General features: G+C 40.7%; 20 protein-coding genes and 1 riboswitch. Of the genes, 3 read left to right on the top strand and 17 right to left on the bottom strand.

The window, feature by feature from the left end:
* Window positions 1-13: 13 nt before the first annotated feature.
* A complete protein-coding gene (locus Q4550_RS20170; RefSeq protein ID WP_226615082.1) occupies window positions 14-283 on the top strand; it encodes a hypothetical protein in 270 nt (89 codons plus the stop codon).
* An 11-nt stretch (window positions 284-294) separates the two neighbouring features.
* Here the strand turns inward: Q4550_RS20170 and Q4550_RS20165 are convergent, their stop codons facing one another.
* Window positions 295-600 carry a YutD family protein gene (locus Q4550_RS20165; RefSeq protein ID WP_194218993.1) on the bottom strand — a complete coding sequence of 102 codons (306 nt, stop codon included), beginning with the start codon at window positions 598-600 and terminating at the stop codon, window positions 295-297.
* Between the two features lie 126 nt (window positions 601-726).
* Here Q4550_RS20165 and Q4550_RS20160 point away from each other — a divergent pair, with 126 nt between their 5' ends.
* Window positions 727-1,386 (top strand): YhcN/YlaJ family sporulation lipoprotein, encoded by a 660-nt coding sequence (locus tag Q4550_RS20160; RefSeq protein WP_303535528.1) that lies wholly within the window; start codon window positions 727-729, stop codon window positions 1,384-1,386.
* 52 nt (window positions 1,387-1,438) lie between these two features.
* On the opposite strand, the gene lipA is transcribed toward Q4550_RS20160, so the two are convergent.
* Window positions 1,439-2,326 carry a lipoyl synthase gene (lipA, locus tag Q4550_RS20155; RefSeq protein WP_303535526.1) on the bottom strand — a complete coding sequence of 296 codons (888 nt, stop codon included), beginning with the start codon at window positions 2,324-2,326 and terminating at the stop codon, window positions 1,439-1,441.
* Between the two features lie 183 nt (window positions 2,327-2,509).
* Here lipA and Q4550_RS20150 point away from each other — a divergent pair, with 183 nt between their 5' ends.
* A complete protein-coding gene (locus tag Q4550_RS20150; protein ID WP_303535524.1) occupies window positions 2,510-3,496 on the top strand; it encodes a M23 family metallopeptidase in 987 nt (328 codons plus the stop codon).
* A gap of 42 nt (window positions 3,497-3,538) precedes the next feature.
* Here the strand turns inward: Q4550_RS20150 and Q4550_RS20145 are convergent, their stop codons facing one another.
* From Q4550_RS20145 to Q4550_RS20080, 15 genes are all read right to left on the bottom strand, one after another.
* Entirely contained in the window at window positions 3,539-3,643 is a 105-nt protein-coding gene (locus tag Q4550_RS20145; protein ID WP_194218990.1) for a methionine/alanine import family NSS transporter small subunit, read from the bottom strand.
* Between the two features lies 1 nt (window position 3,644).
* Window positions 3,645-5,171 carry a sodium-dependent transporter gene (locus Q4550_RS20140; protein WP_303535523.1) on the bottom strand — a complete coding sequence of 509 codons (1,527 nt, stop codon included), beginning with the start codon at window positions 5,169-5,171 and terminating at the stop codon, window positions 3,645-3,647.
* Window positions 5,172-5,404: 233 nt separating this feature from the next.
* Window positions 5,405-6,982 (bottom strand): Na+/H+ antiporter NhaC family protein, encoded by a 1,578-nt coding sequence (locus Q4550_RS20135; protein WP_303535521.1) that lies wholly within the window; start codon window positions 6,980-6,982, stop codon window positions 5,405-5,407.
* A gap of 150 nt (window positions 6,983-7,132) precedes the next feature.
* A riboswitch (Lysine riboswitch) is annotated at window positions 7,133-7,313 on the bottom strand.
* A gap of 158 nt (window positions 7,314-7,471) precedes the next feature.
* Window positions 7,472-8,242, bottom strand: coding sequence for a sporulation protein YunB (gene yunB, locus Q4550_RS20130; RefSeq protein ID WP_194218987.1), 771 nt, complete (start codon window positions 8,240-8,242; stop codon window positions 7,472-7,474).
* A gap of 137 nt (window positions 8,243-8,379) precedes the next feature.
* Window positions 8,380-8,673 carry a YunC family protein gene (locus Q4550_RS20125; RefSeq protein ID WP_306558532.1) on the bottom strand — a complete coding sequence of 98 codons (294 nt, stop codon included), beginning with the start codon at window positions 8,671-8,673 and terminating at the stop codon, window positions 8,380-8,382.
* Between the two features lie 93 nt (window positions 8,674-8,766).
* On the bottom strand, window positions 8,767-10,155 hold the full coding sequence (locus tag Q4550_RS20120; RefSeq protein ID WP_303535519.1) for a bifunctional metallophosphatase/5'-nucleotidase: 1,389 nt from the start codon (window positions 10,153-10,155) through the stop codon (window positions 8,767-8,769).
* A gap of 15 nt (window positions 10,156-10,170) precedes the next feature.
* Window positions 10,171-10,992, bottom strand: coding sequence for a sulfite exporter TauE/SafE family protein (locus tag Q4550_RS20115; RefSeq protein ID WP_306558529.1), 822 nt, complete (start codon window positions 10,990-10,992; stop codon window positions 10,171-10,173).
* A gap of 12 nt (window positions 10,993-11,004) precedes the next feature.
* A complete protein-coding gene (locus Q4550_RS20110) occupies window positions 11,005-11,859 on the bottom strand; it encodes a DUF72 domain-containing protein (RefSeq protein WP_303535518.1) in 855 nt (284 codons plus the stop codon).
* A gap of 168 nt (window positions 11,860-12,027) precedes the next feature.
* Window positions 12,028-13,425: a Fe-S cluster assembly protein SufB gene (gene sufB / locus Q4550_RS20105; RefSeq protein WP_194218983.1), complete on the bottom strand. Its 1,398-nt coding sequence runs from the start codon at window positions 13,423-13,425 to the stop codon at window positions 12,028-12,030.
* Between the two features lie 101 nt (window positions 13,426-13,526).
* Window positions 13,527-13,970 carry a Fe-S cluster assembly sulfur transfer protein SufU gene (gene sufU / locus Q4550_RS20100; RefSeq protein ID WP_194218982.1) on the bottom strand — a complete coding sequence of 148 codons (444 nt, stop codon included), beginning with the start codon at window positions 13,968-13,970 and terminating at the stop codon, window positions 13,527-13,529.
* The gene (locus tag Q4550_RS20095) at window positions 13,960-15,180 is read right to left on the bottom strand and encodes a cysteine desulfurase (RefSeq protein ID WP_303535565.1); all 1,221 of its coding nucleotides are present in this window, start codon (window positions 15,178-15,180) and stop codon (window positions 13,960-13,962) included. Before Q4550_RS20095 ends, sufU begins: the two co-directional genes overlap by 11 nt.
* Window positions 15,181-15,183: 3 nt before the next feature.
* Window positions 15,184-16,491, bottom strand: coding sequence for a Fe-S cluster assembly protein SufD (gene sufD, locus Q4550_RS20090; protein WP_194218981.1), 1,308 nt, complete (start codon window positions 16,489-16,491; stop codon window positions 15,184-15,186).
* 18 nt (window positions 16,492-16,509) lie between these two features.
* Window positions 16,510-17,295, bottom strand: coding sequence for a Fe-S cluster assembly ATPase SufC (gene sufC, locus Q4550_RS20085; protein ID WP_194218980.1), 786 nt, complete (start codon window positions 17,293-17,295; stop codon window positions 16,510-16,512).
* Between the two features lie 344 nt (window positions 17,296-17,639).
* Window positions 17,640-17,780 (bottom strand): YuzK family famiily protein, encoded by a 141-nt coding sequence (locus Q4550_RS25205; protein WP_483298574.1) that lies wholly within the window; start codon window positions 17,778-17,780, stop codon window positions 17,640-17,642.
* Window positions 17,781-18,044: 264 nt separating this feature from the next.
* The gene (locus Q4550_RS20080; RefSeq protein ID WP_194219604.1) at window positions 18,045-18,347 is read right to left on the bottom strand and encodes a carboxymuconolactone decarboxylase family protein; all 303 of its coding nucleotides are present in this window, start codon (window positions 18,345-18,347) and stop codon (window positions 18,045-18,047) included.
* Window positions 18,348-18,494 lie beyond the last annotated feature (147 nt).

Below are 18,494 nucleotides of genomic sequence, written 5' to 3'. Positions count from 1 at the left end.
GTGGTGTTTATTCATGTTTGATGAAGAAGATTATCAAGACTTTGCTAACGTAGAGAAAGGGCGAAATTACGTCCTCCCTGAAGATACGCCAGAAGGTCCATACGGTTCACCGGTGAATAAAAAGCTCGGTAAAACCTCACCTTGGCGAGAAGGGCAGCGTTCCTATAGTGCATTTAATTACGAAAATAAAAATCTTCACCAACATTTACCTCGTCAGGACCCTGGCTCACATCCACCACACGATGATCCAGAAAAAGACTCCGAAAAACCATACAAAGCATAAGCCCTTAGGGCTTATGCTTCTTGTTGTTGTTTCTTCGGTTTTTCCTTCTTCTGCTTCTTTAATACAAAATAAGGGCAGCCGAAGTTGCAGTATTCATATAAATAATCAAGCACCGTGCTGAATTTTGTATCGAAAGTTGCTTTTTGGTTACGGTCCTCAAAGAATCCTTTTAATCTAAGCTGACCATATCCCCAATCCCCAACAATGTAATCATATTTATCCAGAATCTCACTATATCGAGCAAGAAAAGCTTCTTCGTTCCAACCTTCTCTTTCATCCTTCATCAACTCAAACGTATGTTGATTTACTTTTATCATTCTTTATCCCTCATTTCAAAATGGGCTCATTAGTCTTATGATACCTTTTTTATTCGATTTGTCCAAGTAATACCAGTAAAAAAGGAACAGAGTTCGGTCATGATAACAGTATGGAGGTGAAGGTTATTGAAAAAACAAATTCTGCTCATACTGCCACTCGTATTAGGACTTGGGGCATGCCAGGGAGAAAATGCAACAGATTCCTTTGACCACGCAGATTTAACACCTGTTAAAACGGATCCCGATGAATACGGTATGAACACCGCTAACTCTCAGGAAAAGTCCAAAAAGGGTGGCTTTGGATATGTGCGTCATACACGAAATACAAACAACATGAATTCTCAAAAACAACCCGAGAACATTGCCTACCTTGATCGTGATCGTATGTCAGATATGATCGGTTCAATGGCAATTGTTTTACCTTATGTCAATGATGTCGCAACGCTAGTAACAGATGAAGAAGTTCTCATTGGCTATAAAACAACAACAAAAGATCGTGATGCCACTGCGGATCAAGTAAAGAAAACGGCTCTTTCTGTCATTCCAAGATATTATCACGTCTATGTTTCTGACGAAGAAGGAATGATTGCTGAGGTCGAGCGATATCAAAATGCCTCCACTGCAAATGGAGAACTCGAGAAGAGCATAGAAGAAACGATTGCCAAAATGAAGAAAGCGCCACAAGGGAAAAAAGTAAGTGATGGAGAGAATGAGAACGGTGAGATGAAGGGCGAAATGAATGAAGACTTAAATGATACAGATGGAAAAGAAATGATGTCGAAGTAAAAAAATCGGCCCGATAAAGGCCGATTTTTTTATCTTTCCTATTACTTATCCATTACTTCGAAGCCTGCTTAGCTGCATTGACTTGCTCATCAGCATGATAAGACGAACGAACCATTGGACCAGATTCACAGTGTTTAAAGCCTTTTTCCAGCGCGATATCTTTGAGCTCAAGAAACTCTTGAGGCGTCCAGTATTTTTCTACTTTTAAATGCTTTTTCGATGGTTGTAAGTATTGTCCAAGTGTAACAATATCAACATCATGTGCGCGAAGATCATCAAGTGTTTGAATGATTTCCTCTTTTGTTTCACCTAACCCTAGCATGATGCTGGATTTAGTCGGAATCTCAGGATTCATTTCTTTTGCACGCTGAAGAAACTCTAGTGTACGACGATATTTTGCGCGTGCTCTCACTCTTGGCGTTAGGCGCTCCACTGTTTCGATATTGTGGTTCATAATATCCGGTTTCGCATCCATGAGTGTTTCAAGCGCTTCATATTGTCCACCCATGTCTGATGGAAGAACTTCGATCGAACAGAACGGATTTTTACGACGAATAGCACGTACGGTTTCAGCAAAAACAGCAGCACCACCATCTTTTAAATCATCTCGCGCTACAGCGGTAATGACCACGTGTTTTAGTCCCATCTGTTCAACGGAATCCGCAACGCGTTCAGGCTCTGCCCAATCAAGCTCAGTTGGAAGACCAGTTTTTACTGCACAAAAACGGCATGCACGAGTACAAACATCACCAAGAATCATAAAAGTTGCCGTCTTACGAACAGCCCAACATTCATGGATATTCGGACAACGCGCTTCCTCACAGACCGTATGTAACTTTTTCTCGCGCATCATCTTTTTTAAGCCTTTATAATTTTGGTTTGTATTTAGTTTTATTTTCAACCACTCTGGTTTTCTTAAATATTCTTCTTTCTTACTCACTACACTCACCTCACCTATTACTTTTCTGTAATAAAGAATACCATAGGTAACTCATTCATTTCTATAAAAAGTGTGAATCTATTGAGGATTAAGACTTTAGACCTTCCATTATTTAGTTCTAATGATTTACGCACGGAAAACCAAACTAAGGGTAATGACAAATTACGAAAGGAGAAGAAACACTTGAGAAAATATAGTTTTCTTATCCTTATTCTTTTCTTCCTCATCCCTATAAACGTTCGAGCTGCTGATATAGACGAAGATAAACTAAGAAACGAACGGAAGATGTTATTTCATAAGATGGAAGCCGTCACACAGGTCCCCTGGTACATCTATGCTGGTATTGATCAATATGAACGAAGCATTAGGCGCTCACAAAAAGATATTCCTCGTGAAAAAGGTGCAATAGCTATCTATATTACGCCTGAAAAATGGTCTGGGAGTACGAATCCAAATAAAGAAGATCACGATCCTATCTCGATATCGTTCTTTAATGGAATTGGCCTCGATGGCAATGGAGATGGCAAAGCCGAGCGTACTAATGACGAAGATCTACTTTATACAATTGGGTCTTTCATACAACAGTATGGAAGTTCTTTAGAAGATATTCAGATTGGTCTTTGGGATTATTATCATCGTGACCAAGCAGTAAGGACGATTACAAGTAATAGTGCTGTTTATCATACATTCAAAACGCTTAAACTCGATAAGCATGCTTTTCCCGTACCACTTCACGCAAACTATAGTTACCGAAGCACCTGGGGCGATCGACGTGGGTGGGGCGGACTTCGAATTCACGAAGGAACGGATATTTTCGCTTCTTATGGTGTTGGAGTGAAAGCGACAAGTTATGGAACTGTCGAAACGAAAGGATGGAATGAATACGGTGGTTGGCGGATCGGGATTCGGGATATCGATGGCAATTACCACTACTATGCTCACCTAAATGGGTTTGAAAAAGGCATTGAGAAAGGTCATGTTGTACAGCCAGGTGAAATCATTGGGTATGTTGGTAGCTCTGGATATGGACCAAAAGGAACGGCTGGAAAGTTCCCGCCACATCTTCACTATGGCATCTATAAAGACAACGGAAGAACAGAATGGTCGTATGATCCCTATCCTTCGTTGAGGCTCTGGGAACGACAGGAACGAATACGCAACAAAAAGTAAGCAAAAAAGAAGAACTAGCTCGCTAGTTCTTCTTTTTATGTTCTATTGTTTTTTCGATACTCTCACAGCATTCAAAATGCTAGCCGCAAGACCACCCCATATAATAACCATTCCAACTACCATCATGAAAATCGCGCTACCACCCATATTAGCTTACCTCCTTATACTTTTGCTGTTCAGCTTTCGCGTCCCATTTCTTTAGGCTGAATAGAATTCCAACCAGAAGGGCGAATCCTGCGACAGCCCAGCCACTATAAAGAATAAAGCCGTTTGAGTAGCCTTCATAGTTCCCAGTCGGTGTATCAAACTGACGAAGAAGATTTGTCTTAAAGAGATCGAACATCATATAACCAAGTACGAGAGGAGTAATGACTCCAAGACAAGCTTTCCACCAGTACTTCAGTGAAATGTCTGAAATGCCGTTTGCATGTGACTCAAGCGTATTAAGCTCACGAAGTACCCATGCTACAACAACGACTTCCATTAGTCCTACAAAGGCAATTCCGAACTGGTTAATAAAGTAGTCAGCTGCGTCAAGGAAGAACAATCCGCCTTGCGTTGCAAACAGAATTGAGATAATAGAGGAAATCCCTCCACCAATTAGAACAGCTTTCGTACGAGAAATTCCGAACTTCTCAGAAACACCTGCAACATATGTTTCGGAAATGGAAATGAGTGAAGACAAACCTGCAAGTACAAGTGAAGCAAAGAATAAGAATCCGAACAAACCGTTCAAAGCTGGGAACTCATTGATAATTTGAGGGAAGACAACGAAGGCTAGTCCTACGCCACCGCTCACTACTTCGCCAACGCTAAGTCCTTGCTGCTGAGCCATAAATCCAAGCGCTGAGAATACCCCAATACCTGCTAGAAGCTCAAACGCCGAGTTACCAAAACCAGTAATAAACGCGTTATTCGTAATATCTGATTTCTTAGGTAAGTAACTAGAATAAGTAATCATAATAGCAAAAGCAATGGATAAACTGAAGAAAATTTGCCCGTATGCAGCAACCCAAACACTTCCTGAAGTAATGCTATCAAAATTCGGTGTAAAGAAAGCATTTAGACCTTCAGCAGCACCAGGCAGTGTCACTGCTCGAATCACAATGATTAAGAAAAGAACAATTAATGTAGGAATGAAAATTTTATTAGCACGCTCAATGCCCTTTTTAACTCCAGCAAGAAGTACGCCAAGTGTAATGATCCATACGGCAATTAATGGAAGGAATACGCCTGGTACGATACTACCTGTTTGTCCAGGATCAACCGTTAATTTCAAATAATCATTGAAGAGGAATGCTTCTGTATCAGAACCCCAACTTTGATTAAATGCAAAATAGCTATAAGAGATGGCCCACGCAATAATTACCGCGTAGTATGTGGAGATGACGAATGCAACGATAACGCCCCACCACCCTAGCCATTCCATTTTCTTATTCATTCTAAAGAATGAAAGTGGTGCGGACCCACGGAATTTATGACCCAATGTAAATTCAAGAATAAGAATTGGAATTCCGGCTGTTAATAATGCAAATAAATAAGGAATAAAAAATGCCCCACCACCGTTGTCATAGGCTACGGCCGGAAATCTCCAAATGTTCCCTAGACCTATTGCTGAACCAACTGCGGCTAAAATAAAACCAGCCCTTGTCCCCCATTGCGCACGATTTTCCAAATAAATTACCCCCTTAGACAAATGTTAACCTTTTTCACCATAAGCCCCCTTCCAGAAAAAGGTTAAGACTTTTAAGTAAATTCAGATTATTTTGTTTATAGTATATCTAGTACGTATGTCCTTGTCAAAACAATCTTTTTACATTTTTCGTATGAATCGTTCAATTTTCTATATAAATCTCTCCTTTTTTGTGAAAATACATAAAAAAACAGGAGGAATATCCTCCTGTTTGATTAATGATTTGCCATTTCAACTGGTCTGTTGGCATATTTTCCTTTTAGCATGAAAATTAATAATCCGAATAGAATCGCTGTTGCCACAAGACCAAGAATGGAACTACCAGTAAAGCCAAGAACCAAATATCCTAGTATAGAAATACCTGCAACGAGCAATGCATAAGGCAACTGGGTCATCACATGATCGATATGGTGACTACCTGCGCCTGTGGAAGAAAGAATCGTTGTATCCGAAATTGGTGAGCAGTGATCTCCAAATACAGCTCCTGCAAGAACAGCGGCAAGTACAGGAAGCATGTAGGTAGGATCCGTAGCAGCGGCAATCTCTCCTGCGATCGGAAGCATAATGCCAAATGTTCCCCACGAAGTTCCCGTTGCAAACGCCATAACACCTGCAAGTAGGAACAAAATAGCTGGTAAGAAGCCAATCACAATATGGTCATTAACAAGTCCTGCAAGATACTTACCAGTTCCTAGCGAGCCGATAATTTCAATCAATGTCCATGCAAAGAAAAGAATGTATACGGCTGGAAGCATTGATTTAATGCCTTCCCAAATTCCTTTTCCAAGAACCGCTCCACCCATTCTTTTTGGAAAGAAGAAGAGGAGAGAAGTTATAAGTCCAATAATTCCACCATAAAGGAGAGAAGCAGCAACGTCTGTATTTTCAAAGACAGACAAAGCTGTCACGGCTGTATCCGTTCCGCTAACAGCCTGGATTCCTGTAATGATCATAAACGTAACAGTACCAGTAATTAGCATAATAATGGGCCATGCAAGATCAGCTACTTTCCCCTTCTCACTTTCAGGTAGTCCAGATGTTTGACCAGGTACGGCACCTTGATTCGGATCAAGCACTTCTCCTGTTTTCTGTGCACGGTCTTCATGTACTCTCATCGCCTTAAGATTAATGTCAAAATAACTAACAAAGAACACCATCGCCAGTGCGAAGAGAGCATACAAATTCATTGGAATCATTCTGATAAAAGCTTCTAACGCGCCAACACCTGTAATGCTATGCGTTGCTAATACACCACCAATTAACGCGATGATATAAGCCCCCCAGCTTGAAATAGGGGAAATAATACACATTGGTGCTGCAGTTGAATCAATGATATAGGCAAGCTTTGCCCTTGAAACATTGTGCCTGTCCGTAATCGGTCTACTAACGTTTCCAACTGCGAGCGAATTAAAGTAATCATCAATAAAAATAATAATACCAAATACCGCTGTGACAATCTGGGCGCCTACTCTTGTTTTCACGCGTTTCATGGCCCACTCGCCAAATGCGCGACTTCCACCTGAGATCGAAATAAAGGCCGTCATCATACCTAATAAAAGTAGGAAGAAAATAATGTACATGTTCCAAGTATTTAAACCACCGCTCTCGGAATCAATGAAGATCCCTTTTACGATTGTATAAATTTCTTCTAATGAATTTGGTACACTCCAATTGTTGATCATTAGCGCACCAAGAATAATGCCTACTCCTAGAGAAGGAAGCACTTTTCTAGTCACCACTACCATTAGCAAAGCTACGAGTGGTGGAATAATGGATAGAACTGAATTCTCCATGAATATCCTCCTAATAAATGATTGGTCATCATAACCGGAATGGACGCCTATCCCTCAACCTTCTTGTCGTGTTTGTATGCAAAAAAGCGAGCAATGATAGGATTGGTCCTATCATTGCTCGCTTCACCGAGTCAATGTTAAGTGTCCACCCCGATCAGTAGTTCTCCATTACAAGTTAGACTCATAATGACAGTTCGACACTTCTTCAATGTCGCCCCAACATAAATAATGTGACCGTTATTTATGCTTCGGCAGATCTCCCTTTCGATGCTGATCATTGGTGTCATTCTCCCAACACGTACTCATGAGGATCTGCTCCTCTACCTCATCGTATAAGATAAGGAACAATATTAAGTTCAGTTTTAAAGTATACCTTACTTTCGTTGTTTGTGCAATTGTAGATTGTTCCAGAGATATTTCTATTAGAAAGGAACTATTTTCTTATCTATCGACATTTAACAATGACGATGAATAATGGGGTTCCTTGTCTTAATCGGGCTTTGGCAAAACGATCGATGGATTCCCACCATTTCCATTATCACCATTATAATAATAAGGAACGTCTCCCTGAATAAATAGATCCCCGATTTTTACGGAGTTCGACACCTCAGTATTCTTTGTAGAGAAAGGGATAATTACGTTCATCTCAACTTTAATATTGATATACACCTCAAGATACGTGTTGTTAATTCCCGTTTCTTTCACCTTTGTATCAATATTAGAAACCACATCTCCAATCATTTCAAACCGCACTGGAATCCTCGGTCCAAAATTTGAGAGAAGAACATTATTTGTAGCCATCCCTAAAGGTATAGAGTATACGATTCCTTGTTGATTTTCGGTACCTTCGTAATCGATATCTATATCATTCTTAAAGGTTTCCAGCTTATCTAAATCACCAGCTTCAACATAATCTAAATAAGTTTGAACTCGTTCTGTGGCCTCTGAAATCAATCGATTATAAACTTGCGAGTTAAAGCTATAACTTGGTACTTTTTCGGAATCATTACCATGAACGATAATTAAATTCTCAACGTCAATACCGTCTGCGATCTTCTTTGAAATGGCATCATTTATTGCTTGCGCAGCAACTTGACGTGTTTTTGTTTCAGCAATACTGATTAAGCTTGGTTCAATTCCTTTATTAACAATCCATAATCCTTGAACCGTAGTAAAGATAAAAATAATAAAGGAGATGACAAAAACATATCGAAAGGGAAGCGGTCCCTTTCTAAAGAATTTTCTGCGAGTTCGAAACAACGTGAACCCTCCCTTCTCTTCTTCATGTATATGCCATGGAGAAGAGAAGTATGGACAATTTCCTAGAAAGAGCCAAAATCAAGCTACTAGATGTGTCATAATCGAAAAGAAAGCCGTAGCAAGTGCTACGGCTTTCTTCACATCATCTTAAGCATCGCGTCTCTACCCTTAGTTCCAATCGTAATGCCTCGCGCTTCTGCTTCAAGCGTAACAGATTCGAGCGGTGCATCAAGCAGTTGTTCAATAGACCGTACACCAACAGCTCTTCCTGCGATAATCTTTCGGTCGCTTAACTTTTCATTAAGTAAGGCTACATCGAGTGCGCCGCACATGATATACCCATTGTCATTCATGACCGCTAGAAAATTCGTTTTCGGAAGCTGCATACTTACCGCTATAAAAGGATGACCGTCAATCAAGATTGGTGACATAGTGATCACGTCATTCCCGCCTCCTGACCTGAATGAATATCACTATATCTATATGAGACAAAGAGCATGTTTGACAATCAAACGCTGAAAATTTTAATGTCTATTTTCTAAACGCCATGCAAGGAGATCTCGAAGCATTTCAGGTAAAAAGTATTTCTTTTTAGCATGCTTCATTTGAGGATAGAATTTCCCAAATGTGAACATATCAGCCGTCGCAACGGCATATTCTTCATCAGAAACAAGCTTCTTTCCGTTGTGAAAAACATCTGTTACATGATAGAGGCCGTCGTCCATTTTGACAGAGGTAACCTCAAGTCCATCAAATGCCATAATCCCCATTACCTCACCTCTGAAACCGAGACCTTTAAAACTTAAATTCACTATTTCATCTGACATAGAATAAGAGATGATTTCTCGTAACTCACTTCCTTTTAACACCACTTTGCAAGGATTAACAGGATGAGGGCAAATGCGATGAAGATCTTCTCTTGATACATTTCCTTCTGGTAACCCATCAAGCAACATACCAGCATTAATCATGCCAATATCCGCTCCACACCACTCTCTAAGAGCGGCAGCTAACTCATCAGCTAGAACCGAGCGTTGAAACCATTCAGATTCAAGAGGCTGTTCAAGACGACATACGACCTCTTCAAGCATCTTATGTGCATCGATACTTAGTTGTTGAATCATCGCCTTCGCTTCCTCGTCTTCTTTCCGATTCCGGACGGTTATTGAATATGCTTCCTTCTCAATCACTTTCTTTGTTTCCATATCAAAACAAATCGAAACTTCTCCAACGTAATTCCCGTTTTTACCAGACTGAGTAATAAGCGTATCTTCTACAAGGATGCCATGCTTCAGCACATGATGGGTATGGGCTCCAATAATAACGTCAAGCCCCTTCATTTCCCTTGCTAGCTGTTCATCATTACCTAAACCCATATGAGACATCAATACGACAACATCTGATTGACTGCGTACTTCATCAATGAGGGACTGTAAGAAATGGAAAGGAGAATCTATCTGCCATCCAAGTAGTGAGTAGAATTGTTCATAAGGGATGGTAACACCAATAATTCCTACTTTAATGCCATTTAACTCATGGATCTTATAAGGTACAGCCCAGGAAGGCCTTGTACCATTTTGGTGGTAGAGATTGGCAACAATTACCTCGAACTTCGCGTCTGAATAAAGTTCTTCTAGTTCTTTTTTTGAAAAGGTAATACCCTCATTGTTACCGATAGTGGCATAATCATATTCCAGCTCATTCAGTAACTGAACGTTACCTTTCCCGACAGTTCCTTCTGTCATTGGATGCACCTTATCAGAGTGATCTCCTAAATCAAGAAGGAGATAAGGTGTCCCTTGAAGCTCATGCATTCGCTTCTTCTCTTTCAAATATGAAGAGACTTTTGACCAATTTGCGAAATGACTGTGAAGATCGTTTGTATAATAAAATTGTAATGTTCTAGAAGTCAAGACACTCTTCCTTTCTTATCCCATCGTTCCCTGCCAGATTAATCGGACACCTACAATGATTAACATCCATCGTAAAATAACAACCACTGATTTGTCCGAAAGTTTCTGATTAATAAATGAACCGCATTTTGCTCCAATCCACGCACCTGGAATGAGACCGATTAGTAAAAACCACTGAATGTTACCAAGTGCTAAATGCGTCAGGGTACCCGTTATACTTGAAAGAAAAATCATAAACATGGAGGTTGCAACAGCAACCGATGTTGGAAAACCAAATAGTAGAATCATGGCAGGAACCATAAGTGAGCCGCCACCAATTCCGAATAGACCTGAAATGACCCCAACGATAAATGAAACAATAACAGCTGCTACGGCAGAAAAGTTATAATTCATCTCAGTCCCATTCGGATCCGTATACGTTCGTTCAAATTGACCATTTAGTTTCATAGGGCGTAAACGGCTCCTTACCATTAATAATATGGAAACAAGCACCATAAATACCCCAAAATAAATGGAAAAATAATCAACCTGAATAAATTTATTTAGCCACGCCCCTAGAATAGCCCCTGGTCCACTTCCTAGAAAAAAAAGCGCTCCACTTTTATAATCAACGCTTTTCTTTTTCATGTAAGCAAGTGTAGAGGAAAGACCGATCACGACGAGGACAACGATCGAGCTACCTACAATTTTCTGAGGCGTTAAATCAGAGAGCCAGTTCGTATATTGATCGATAATGAGAAGAACAGGAACGATAATAATGCCTCCCCCAAGACCGACAAGGCTTCCGATCGTACCTGCTAATAGACCAATGATAAATAATAAGATCCACGTCACCATAGGGTATACTCCTTATAAATCAAAGAGATCAAGTTGCTTCGGGTTTAAATTCGTGTACTCAATATCAAGCATTTGAATCATTTCCTTAGCATTATTAGCAGCATGACCTCCTGAATTATTGTTAAATAAAATAAATACATCTTTACATTGTTGTTCTAATTCTAATATTTGTTCTTTCCATTGTAAGAGTTCTTCTTGATTATAATCATATAAATACCGAACTTCCCTCCAGTTATGGCGATTACCTGGATTCGTCCATCCATTCGTATTTCGACCATGTAATCTGACAAGGACCTGATCCTGATTTAGAGTTTCCATCACTAAAGGAACCGATCCCTCGCCAGCTTGTGGCTCATCGCAAATCGTATGGATAAAATCCTGTTCCTCTAGAAACGAGAGCGTTTTATCACGAAAAGCTTCATGATACCAGGACTGATGTCGAAATTCTACCGCACATGGAATATCTCCCATCCGCTGTTTACAGTCTCTCAAGATGTTAACATTATCTTTATTCACATCAAACCAGGGAGGAAATTGAAAAAGCACCATCGCAAGCTTTCCTGCATTTCGCAGGGGACGAACCGATTCCTTGAAAGCTTGAAACATTTCATCTCTTGTTTCAAAGGGAATATCCCCACGTTGATGGCCAGTCATACCCTGGTAAGCCTTAACGACAAACCGAAACCCCTCTGGTGTCTCATCTATCCATTTCTGAAAATTACGTTCTGGTTGCACAGCATAGAAGGACGAATCAACTTCAACAGTAGGAAAGTGCGAACCATATATCGAAAGTTTTTCATTGCTTTTTACACCTGGTGGATAAAGATCATCATGGTCTCCCCACCCTGTTACGCCTATGTAAATCATGCAATTCTTCCTCTCATCTCGATTCTCTTTCTCTATTCTCATACCATTACCCGAAAATAGCAAGTGAAAATCCCTCATACTATTTTGAAATAACAATTAGGATTTCGCCCTTTACACTTCCACATATAAAAAACGAACCGGAAGATCCGGTTCGTTTAAAATGGAAGCTTAACCGATTGAACCTTCCATCTCAAATTTAATGAGACGGTTCATTTCAACCGCATATTCCATAGGAAGTTCTTTCGTAAATGGCTCGATGAAGCCCATTACGATCATTTCAGTTGCTTCTTCTTCAGATACGCCACGGCTCATCAGATAGAAGAGCTGCTCTTCAGAAACCTTCGATACTTTCGCTTCGTGTTCAAGTGAAATGTTATCGTTTAGGATTTCATTGTAAGGAATTGTATCAGAAGTAGACTCATTATCCATGATAAGCGTATCACACTCAACGTTTGAGCGAGCACCTTCCGCTTTACGGCCAAAGTGAACGATACCACGGTATGTTACTTTACCGCCTTGTTTTGAAATAGATTTCGAAACAATTGTCGAAGAAGTGTTAGGTGCTAAATGAATCATCTTAGCGCCAGCATCCTGGTGCTGTCCTTTACCAGCAAGAGCGATGGAAAGCGTCATACCACGAGCGCCTTCACCCTTTAAGATAACAGCTGGATACTTCATTGTAAGTTTGGAACCAATGTTACCATCGATCCATTCCATCGTAGCATTTTCTTCCGCAACTGCACGCTTCGTAACAAGGTTAAACACGTTGTTAGCCCAGTTCTGAATCGTCGTATAACGGCAGTATGCATCCTTCTTAACAATGATCTCAACTACAGCACTGTGTAGAGAGTTAGTTGTATAAACCGGTGCAGTACAACCTTCAACATAATGGACAGAAGAACCTTCATCAGCGATGATAAGCGTACGCTCGAATTGACCCATGTTCTCAGAGTTAATACGGAAGTATGCTTGTAGAGGCGTATCGACTTTCACACCTTTAGGAACGTAGATGAATGAACCACCTGACCATACAGCAGAGTTAAGAGCTGAGAACTTGTTATCCGTTGGAGGAATTGTTTTCGCAAAATACTCTTTAAAAAGATCTTCGTTCTCTTTAAGTGCAGTATCTGTATCTTTAAACACAATCCCCATGTTCTCAAGGTCTTCTTGCATGTTATGGTAAACTACTTCAGATTCGTACTGTGCAGAAACACCCGCAAGGTATTTTTGCTCAGCTTCAGGAATACCTAACTTATCAAATGTCGCTTTGATTTCTTCTGGTACTTCATCCCATGATCTTTCGGACTTCTCAGAAGGCTTTACGTAGTACGTAATTTCATCAAAATCTAGATCAGCAAGGTTTCCACCCCATTGAGGCATTGGCATGCTGTAGAAATGTTCAAGCGATTTCAAGCGGAAATCAAGCATCCACTGTGGTTCATCCTTCATGCGAGAAATTTCTTTTACAATTTCAGGAGTTAATCCACGCTCTGAACGGAAGATCGAAACGTCTTTATCACTAAAACCATATTGGTATTCGCCAACTTCAGGCATTTTTTTAGCCATTCTATTTCCCTCCTTGACATTACACATGTCAGTGTTTGGCTGATGTTCTCTTTCCATCATTCTAGTATGAAAAAGAAGCGGTGACAACACCTGGAAGCGGGTTAAGCTTCATCCTGTTCCTTGAAACCCTTCTCCATTGCCTTCCAGGAGAGTGTTGCACATTTGATACGAGCAGGGAACTTCGAAACGCCTTGAAGTGCTTCAATGTCGCCTAGATCGAAATCTTCTTCTTCATATTCTTTCCCCTGCATCATATCAGAGAAAATCCCGGATAGCTTCAAGGCCTGATCAACTTCAAGTCCTTTGACTGACTGTGTCATCATCGACGCTGATGCCAGGCTTATAGAGCAACCTTCTCCAATAAACTTCGCATCCGAAATCTTCCCATCATCTACTTTCAGCTGAAGCTGAATGGCGTCACCGCATGTAGGGTTGTTCATATTAATCTTAAGGTCGCCTTCTTCAAGCTCCCCTTTGTTTCTTGGGTTTTTATAATGATCCATAATGACCTGTCTGTATAACTGGTCTAGATTATTAAAAGACATTACCGAAAAACTCCTTTGCTTTTCGTAATCCGGCTACAAAAGTATCTACGTCTTCTTCAGTATTGTATAAATAGAAGCTAGCACGCGCGGTAGCCGATACTTCAAGCCACTTCATTAGCGGCTGAGCACAATGGTGTCCAGCACGAACAGCGATGCCTTCTGTGTCAAGTACGGTGGCCACATCGTGTGGGTGTACTTCATCACTATTGAAAGTGACAACTCCAGCACGTTTTTCTGGTCCGTAAATGGATACGCCTTCGATCGTCGATAGCTGCTGCATCGCATATTTAGCGAGGTGGGTCTCATGCTGCTGAATGTTATCCATCCCAATTTCATTTAAGAAATCAATCGCAGCTCCTAGACCAACGGCGCCGGCAATGATTGGAGTACCACCTTCAAATTTCCAAGGTAGATCTTTCCACGTCGAATCGTAGAGACCAACAAAATCAATCATTTCTCCCCCGAATTCAAACGGCTCCATGTTTTCAAGCAGCTTCTTCTTCCCGTAAAGAACGCCTATTCCAGTAGGTCCGCACATTTTATGACCAGAAAATGCAAAGAAATCGCAGTCAAGATCCTGAACATCAATGTTCATGTGAGGGGTGCTTTGAGCCCCATCAACAACCATAACAGCGCCATTTCGGTGCGCAATCGCGGCAATCTCTTTAATCGGGTTAATTGTCCCAAGCACATTCGAAACCTGCATAACAGAAACAATTTTTGTGTTTGCTGTTACCGTTTTCTCAACGTCTTCCAGCGCAATTGTTCCGTCTGGTTGAAGAGGAATATATTTTAGAGTGGCTCCAGTTGCTTTTACAACCTGTTGCCAGGGAATAATGTTGCTGTGATGCTCCATCGGTGTGATGACAACTTCATCACCTTCTTGAAGATTTGCACGTCCATAGCTTGAAGCGACCATATTAAGGGCTGTGGTTGTTCCGCGAGTAAAAATCACTTCTTCCGTTGAAGAAGCATGAATAAATTCACGAACCTTTTCACGAGCGCCTTCATAAGCATCTGTTGCGTGTGTCCCAAGCGTATGAACACCACGGTGAACGTTTGAGTTAATTTCCTTGTAGTAACGCTCTACTGCGTCAATTACTTGAGTAGGTTTCTGAGACGTTGCTGCACTATCAAGGTAAACAAGAGGTTTCCCATTTACCTCTTGATGTAAAATGGGAAACTGCTTGCGAATGTCCTGGACATTCATCATTTAATTAACTTTCCCTTCAGTTACCTCAACCGCACGTTTACGAACGCCTTCGATCGGAAGTTCGTTAATAACTGGAGCGAGGAAACCATGGATGATCAAACGTTCAGCTTCATGACGGGAAATCCCGCGGCTTTGCAAGTAATAAAGCTGAATTGGATCAACTTTACCAACTGATGCAGCGTGGCCTGCCATAACATCATCTTCGTCAATAAGAAGGATCGGGTTTGCATCCCCACGCGCTTTCTCATTCATCATAAGAACACGCTGTGTTTGCTCACCGTTTGATTTCTTAGCACCGTGTTCAATCTTCGTAACACCGTTAAAGATGGCACTAGCACTATCTTTTTGAACACCGTGCACGAGAAGAACACCCTCAGAGTTTTGACCGTGATGGAAGATCTGATTAGTGAAGTTCTGGCTCTGGCTTCCGCGACCGATCGTTACGGTTTTAGAGTCAGCATAAGAACCATCACCAATAAGGTGCGTTGTATTTGTAGAAACCGTGTTACCGTCGTTCATTTGAGCAAGTGCCCAATCAACTTTACCGTCGCGTGCCACATTAGCACGGCGGTTTACGTAAGTAGTGACACCTTTTGCAAGGTTATCAACAGAACCAAACGTAACGCGAGCATTCTGTCCTACATGAACTTCAGCAATAATGTTCGCAACAGACTCCACATCGTGACTATAAGATAAGAAGTTCTCAACATATGTCACAGAGCTATTGTCCTCTGCTACGATAATCACGTGGTTGAATAGCCCAGCTTCAGGGTCTTCTTGCCAATATAGTGCTTGAATTGGCACTTCAACTTCTACATTGCGAGGTACATATAAGAAAGTACCGCTATTAAGAAGAGCTGCGTGAACGGCCGTTAAACGGTTCTCGTCAACCTTCATAACGTCTTTCATGAAATACTTCTCTACAAGATCTCCGTGATTTTGTAGAGCAGTTTGAATATCTGTGAAAATCACACCTTGTTCTTTCAGCTCATTCGATAGCTGACTGAAAACGGGTGTTGAGTTACGGTGCACAAGAAGATTCCCTGACTGTTGATCTTTAGCAACAAGATCGCGCACATCTTCAGGAAGATCATCAAGTGATGAAATCGCTTCTCCTGCTACATCATGTTTAAATGAAGTGAAATTCCACTTATCAATTTTTGTTTTATCAGGTTTTGGCATTGGAAGACTTTCTGACTTCTCTAACGCCTTTAAACGAAGGGAAGCCATCCATTTCGGCTCCTGACGCTTTTCTGAATAAGCTTTAATGTATTCTTGATCGAATGCAATTTTCGTATCCACTGACATTGTCATCCTCCTTACTGCTTACGCTTCTTGACCAACTGTTTCGTCTTTAATACCGAGTTCTTCTTTAATCCAATCATAACCTTCTTCTTCAAGACGCTGTGCTAGTTCTGCGCCGCCAGATTTCACAATACGACCCTGCATCATAACGTGTACTTTGTCAGGTGTAATGTAATTCAATAGACGCTGATAGTGAGTGATAATTAAGCAACCGAAACTCTCATTGCGCATAGCATTAACACCTTTAGAAACAACTTTAAGCGCATCGATATCTAGACCGGAGTCAATTTCATCCAGAACAGCGATTTTTGGTTCAAGCATCATAAGCTGAAGAATTTCGTTACGTTTCTTTTCACCACCAGAGAAACCTTCGTTAAGGTAACGCTGTGCAAATTCTTCACCCATATCAAGTTCAGCCATTTTACCGTCTAGCTTTTTGATGAATTTCATTAGAGAAATTTCATCGCCTTCTTCGCGACGAGCATTGATTGCAGAACGAAGGAAATCAGCGTTTGTTACGCCACTTACTTCACTTGGATACTGCATTGCAAGGAAGAGTCCAGCTTTTGCACGCTCATCAACTTCCATTTCAAGTACATCTTCATTATCAAGGAAGACACTGCCTTCAGTGATTTCGTATTTCGGATGGCCCATAATTGCTGAAGCAAGGGTAGATTTACCTGTACCGTTCGGCCCCATTACTGCGTGAATTTCTCCACCATTTATTTCAAGGTTCAATCCTTTGATAATCTCTTTTCCCTCAATGGAAACATGAAGATTCTCAATCTTTAGAGTTGATGCTGCCATTTGTGAATACCTCCAATAACGTTTATACTATTCCTTCCTTATTGTAGTACCTATAAGGTGTATGTCAAGGAATGTGTGCTGAGTCATTCTCAATCTATTTTCATTCTTATTTTATAACAAATCCAAACTAATATCAAGGAACGCAAGACTCATACTTTCTAGCGTTAGCCAAGGTATAGCTTGCTATTCAAATTGAGAATGAATCGTTTATTTTTTCGTTGCATACCTTTCTAAGCCTACCATTTAATCACCACAGCTACAACGAATACACGTGATTATCTTCATACAAAAAAACCAGTCGTAAGACTGGTTTTTCGTATATCATGGTTATTTTGGATGCTGATTCATCTAGATAGTTTACGGTCGAATTCACTAACCATTTTGAGACTCCGACGGTGATCCAGCTCACGCTCTCGCTCGACTTGCATTCGTTTATTGAAATTACGACTATACTCCGCATAGCCAACTCCGTGAGACTGGTACATCGCCTTTTCCATTTCAGGTGTGTGGTTTAACCGCATGGGGCTAATAATGAATCAATCCTTTCAATATCGTTTTACTTACAAAAATTACTTTACCACGTTACATTAGTAGCTACAAACAGCATTTTAAGGGTTGAGGGGGTTTCCGGAGTGGTGAAAGAAGTTCTGAATAGTTAAAAAACATTCATTCTTACTTTTCCTCCCATATCCACTCTATTTCACCCCTTCGACACAATACACTATTTAAATAGTAGAAACACGATTTCATTAATGCTTCGGTTGGTTCAAATCCTTCATACACTCCTGTACGAGAGTAACGGCCTGACTCATCGCTGCGCCACCACCAAATGCAGCTGTCACCCCTACCGTTTCAAGTATTTCTTGTTCAGAACATCCTTGGTCAAGACACCCTTTCGTATGGTAGATAATGCAATATTCATCTTGTGAAAAAATAGATATTCCGAGAGCAATCATTTGTTTCTCTTTTTGACTCACTTCCCCATCTTTAAAACACGCTTCAGTAAATGCCGAATACTTCTTAGCTAACTGCGGCATTTTCTCTGTAAACATTCCTAATCCTTCTTTATAATCATGTAGCGCCGCTTCTGCGAAGTTGTTAAATTCCTGTTCCTGTTTCAAGACACAGGCCTCCTTTATTCGATATCATCCGTACTAGTATGAGAATTGGGTAACAAAGCTATCCATCATTTTCTTTAA

Source organism: Anaerobacillus sp. 1_MG-2023 (genome assembly GCF_030547345.1).
Taxonomy (GTDB): Bacteria; Bacillota; Bacilli; order Bacillales; family Guptibacillaceae; genus Guptibacillus; species Guptibacillus hwajinpoensis_B.
This window is presented reverse-complemented; position numbering and strand designations above follow the sequence as displayed.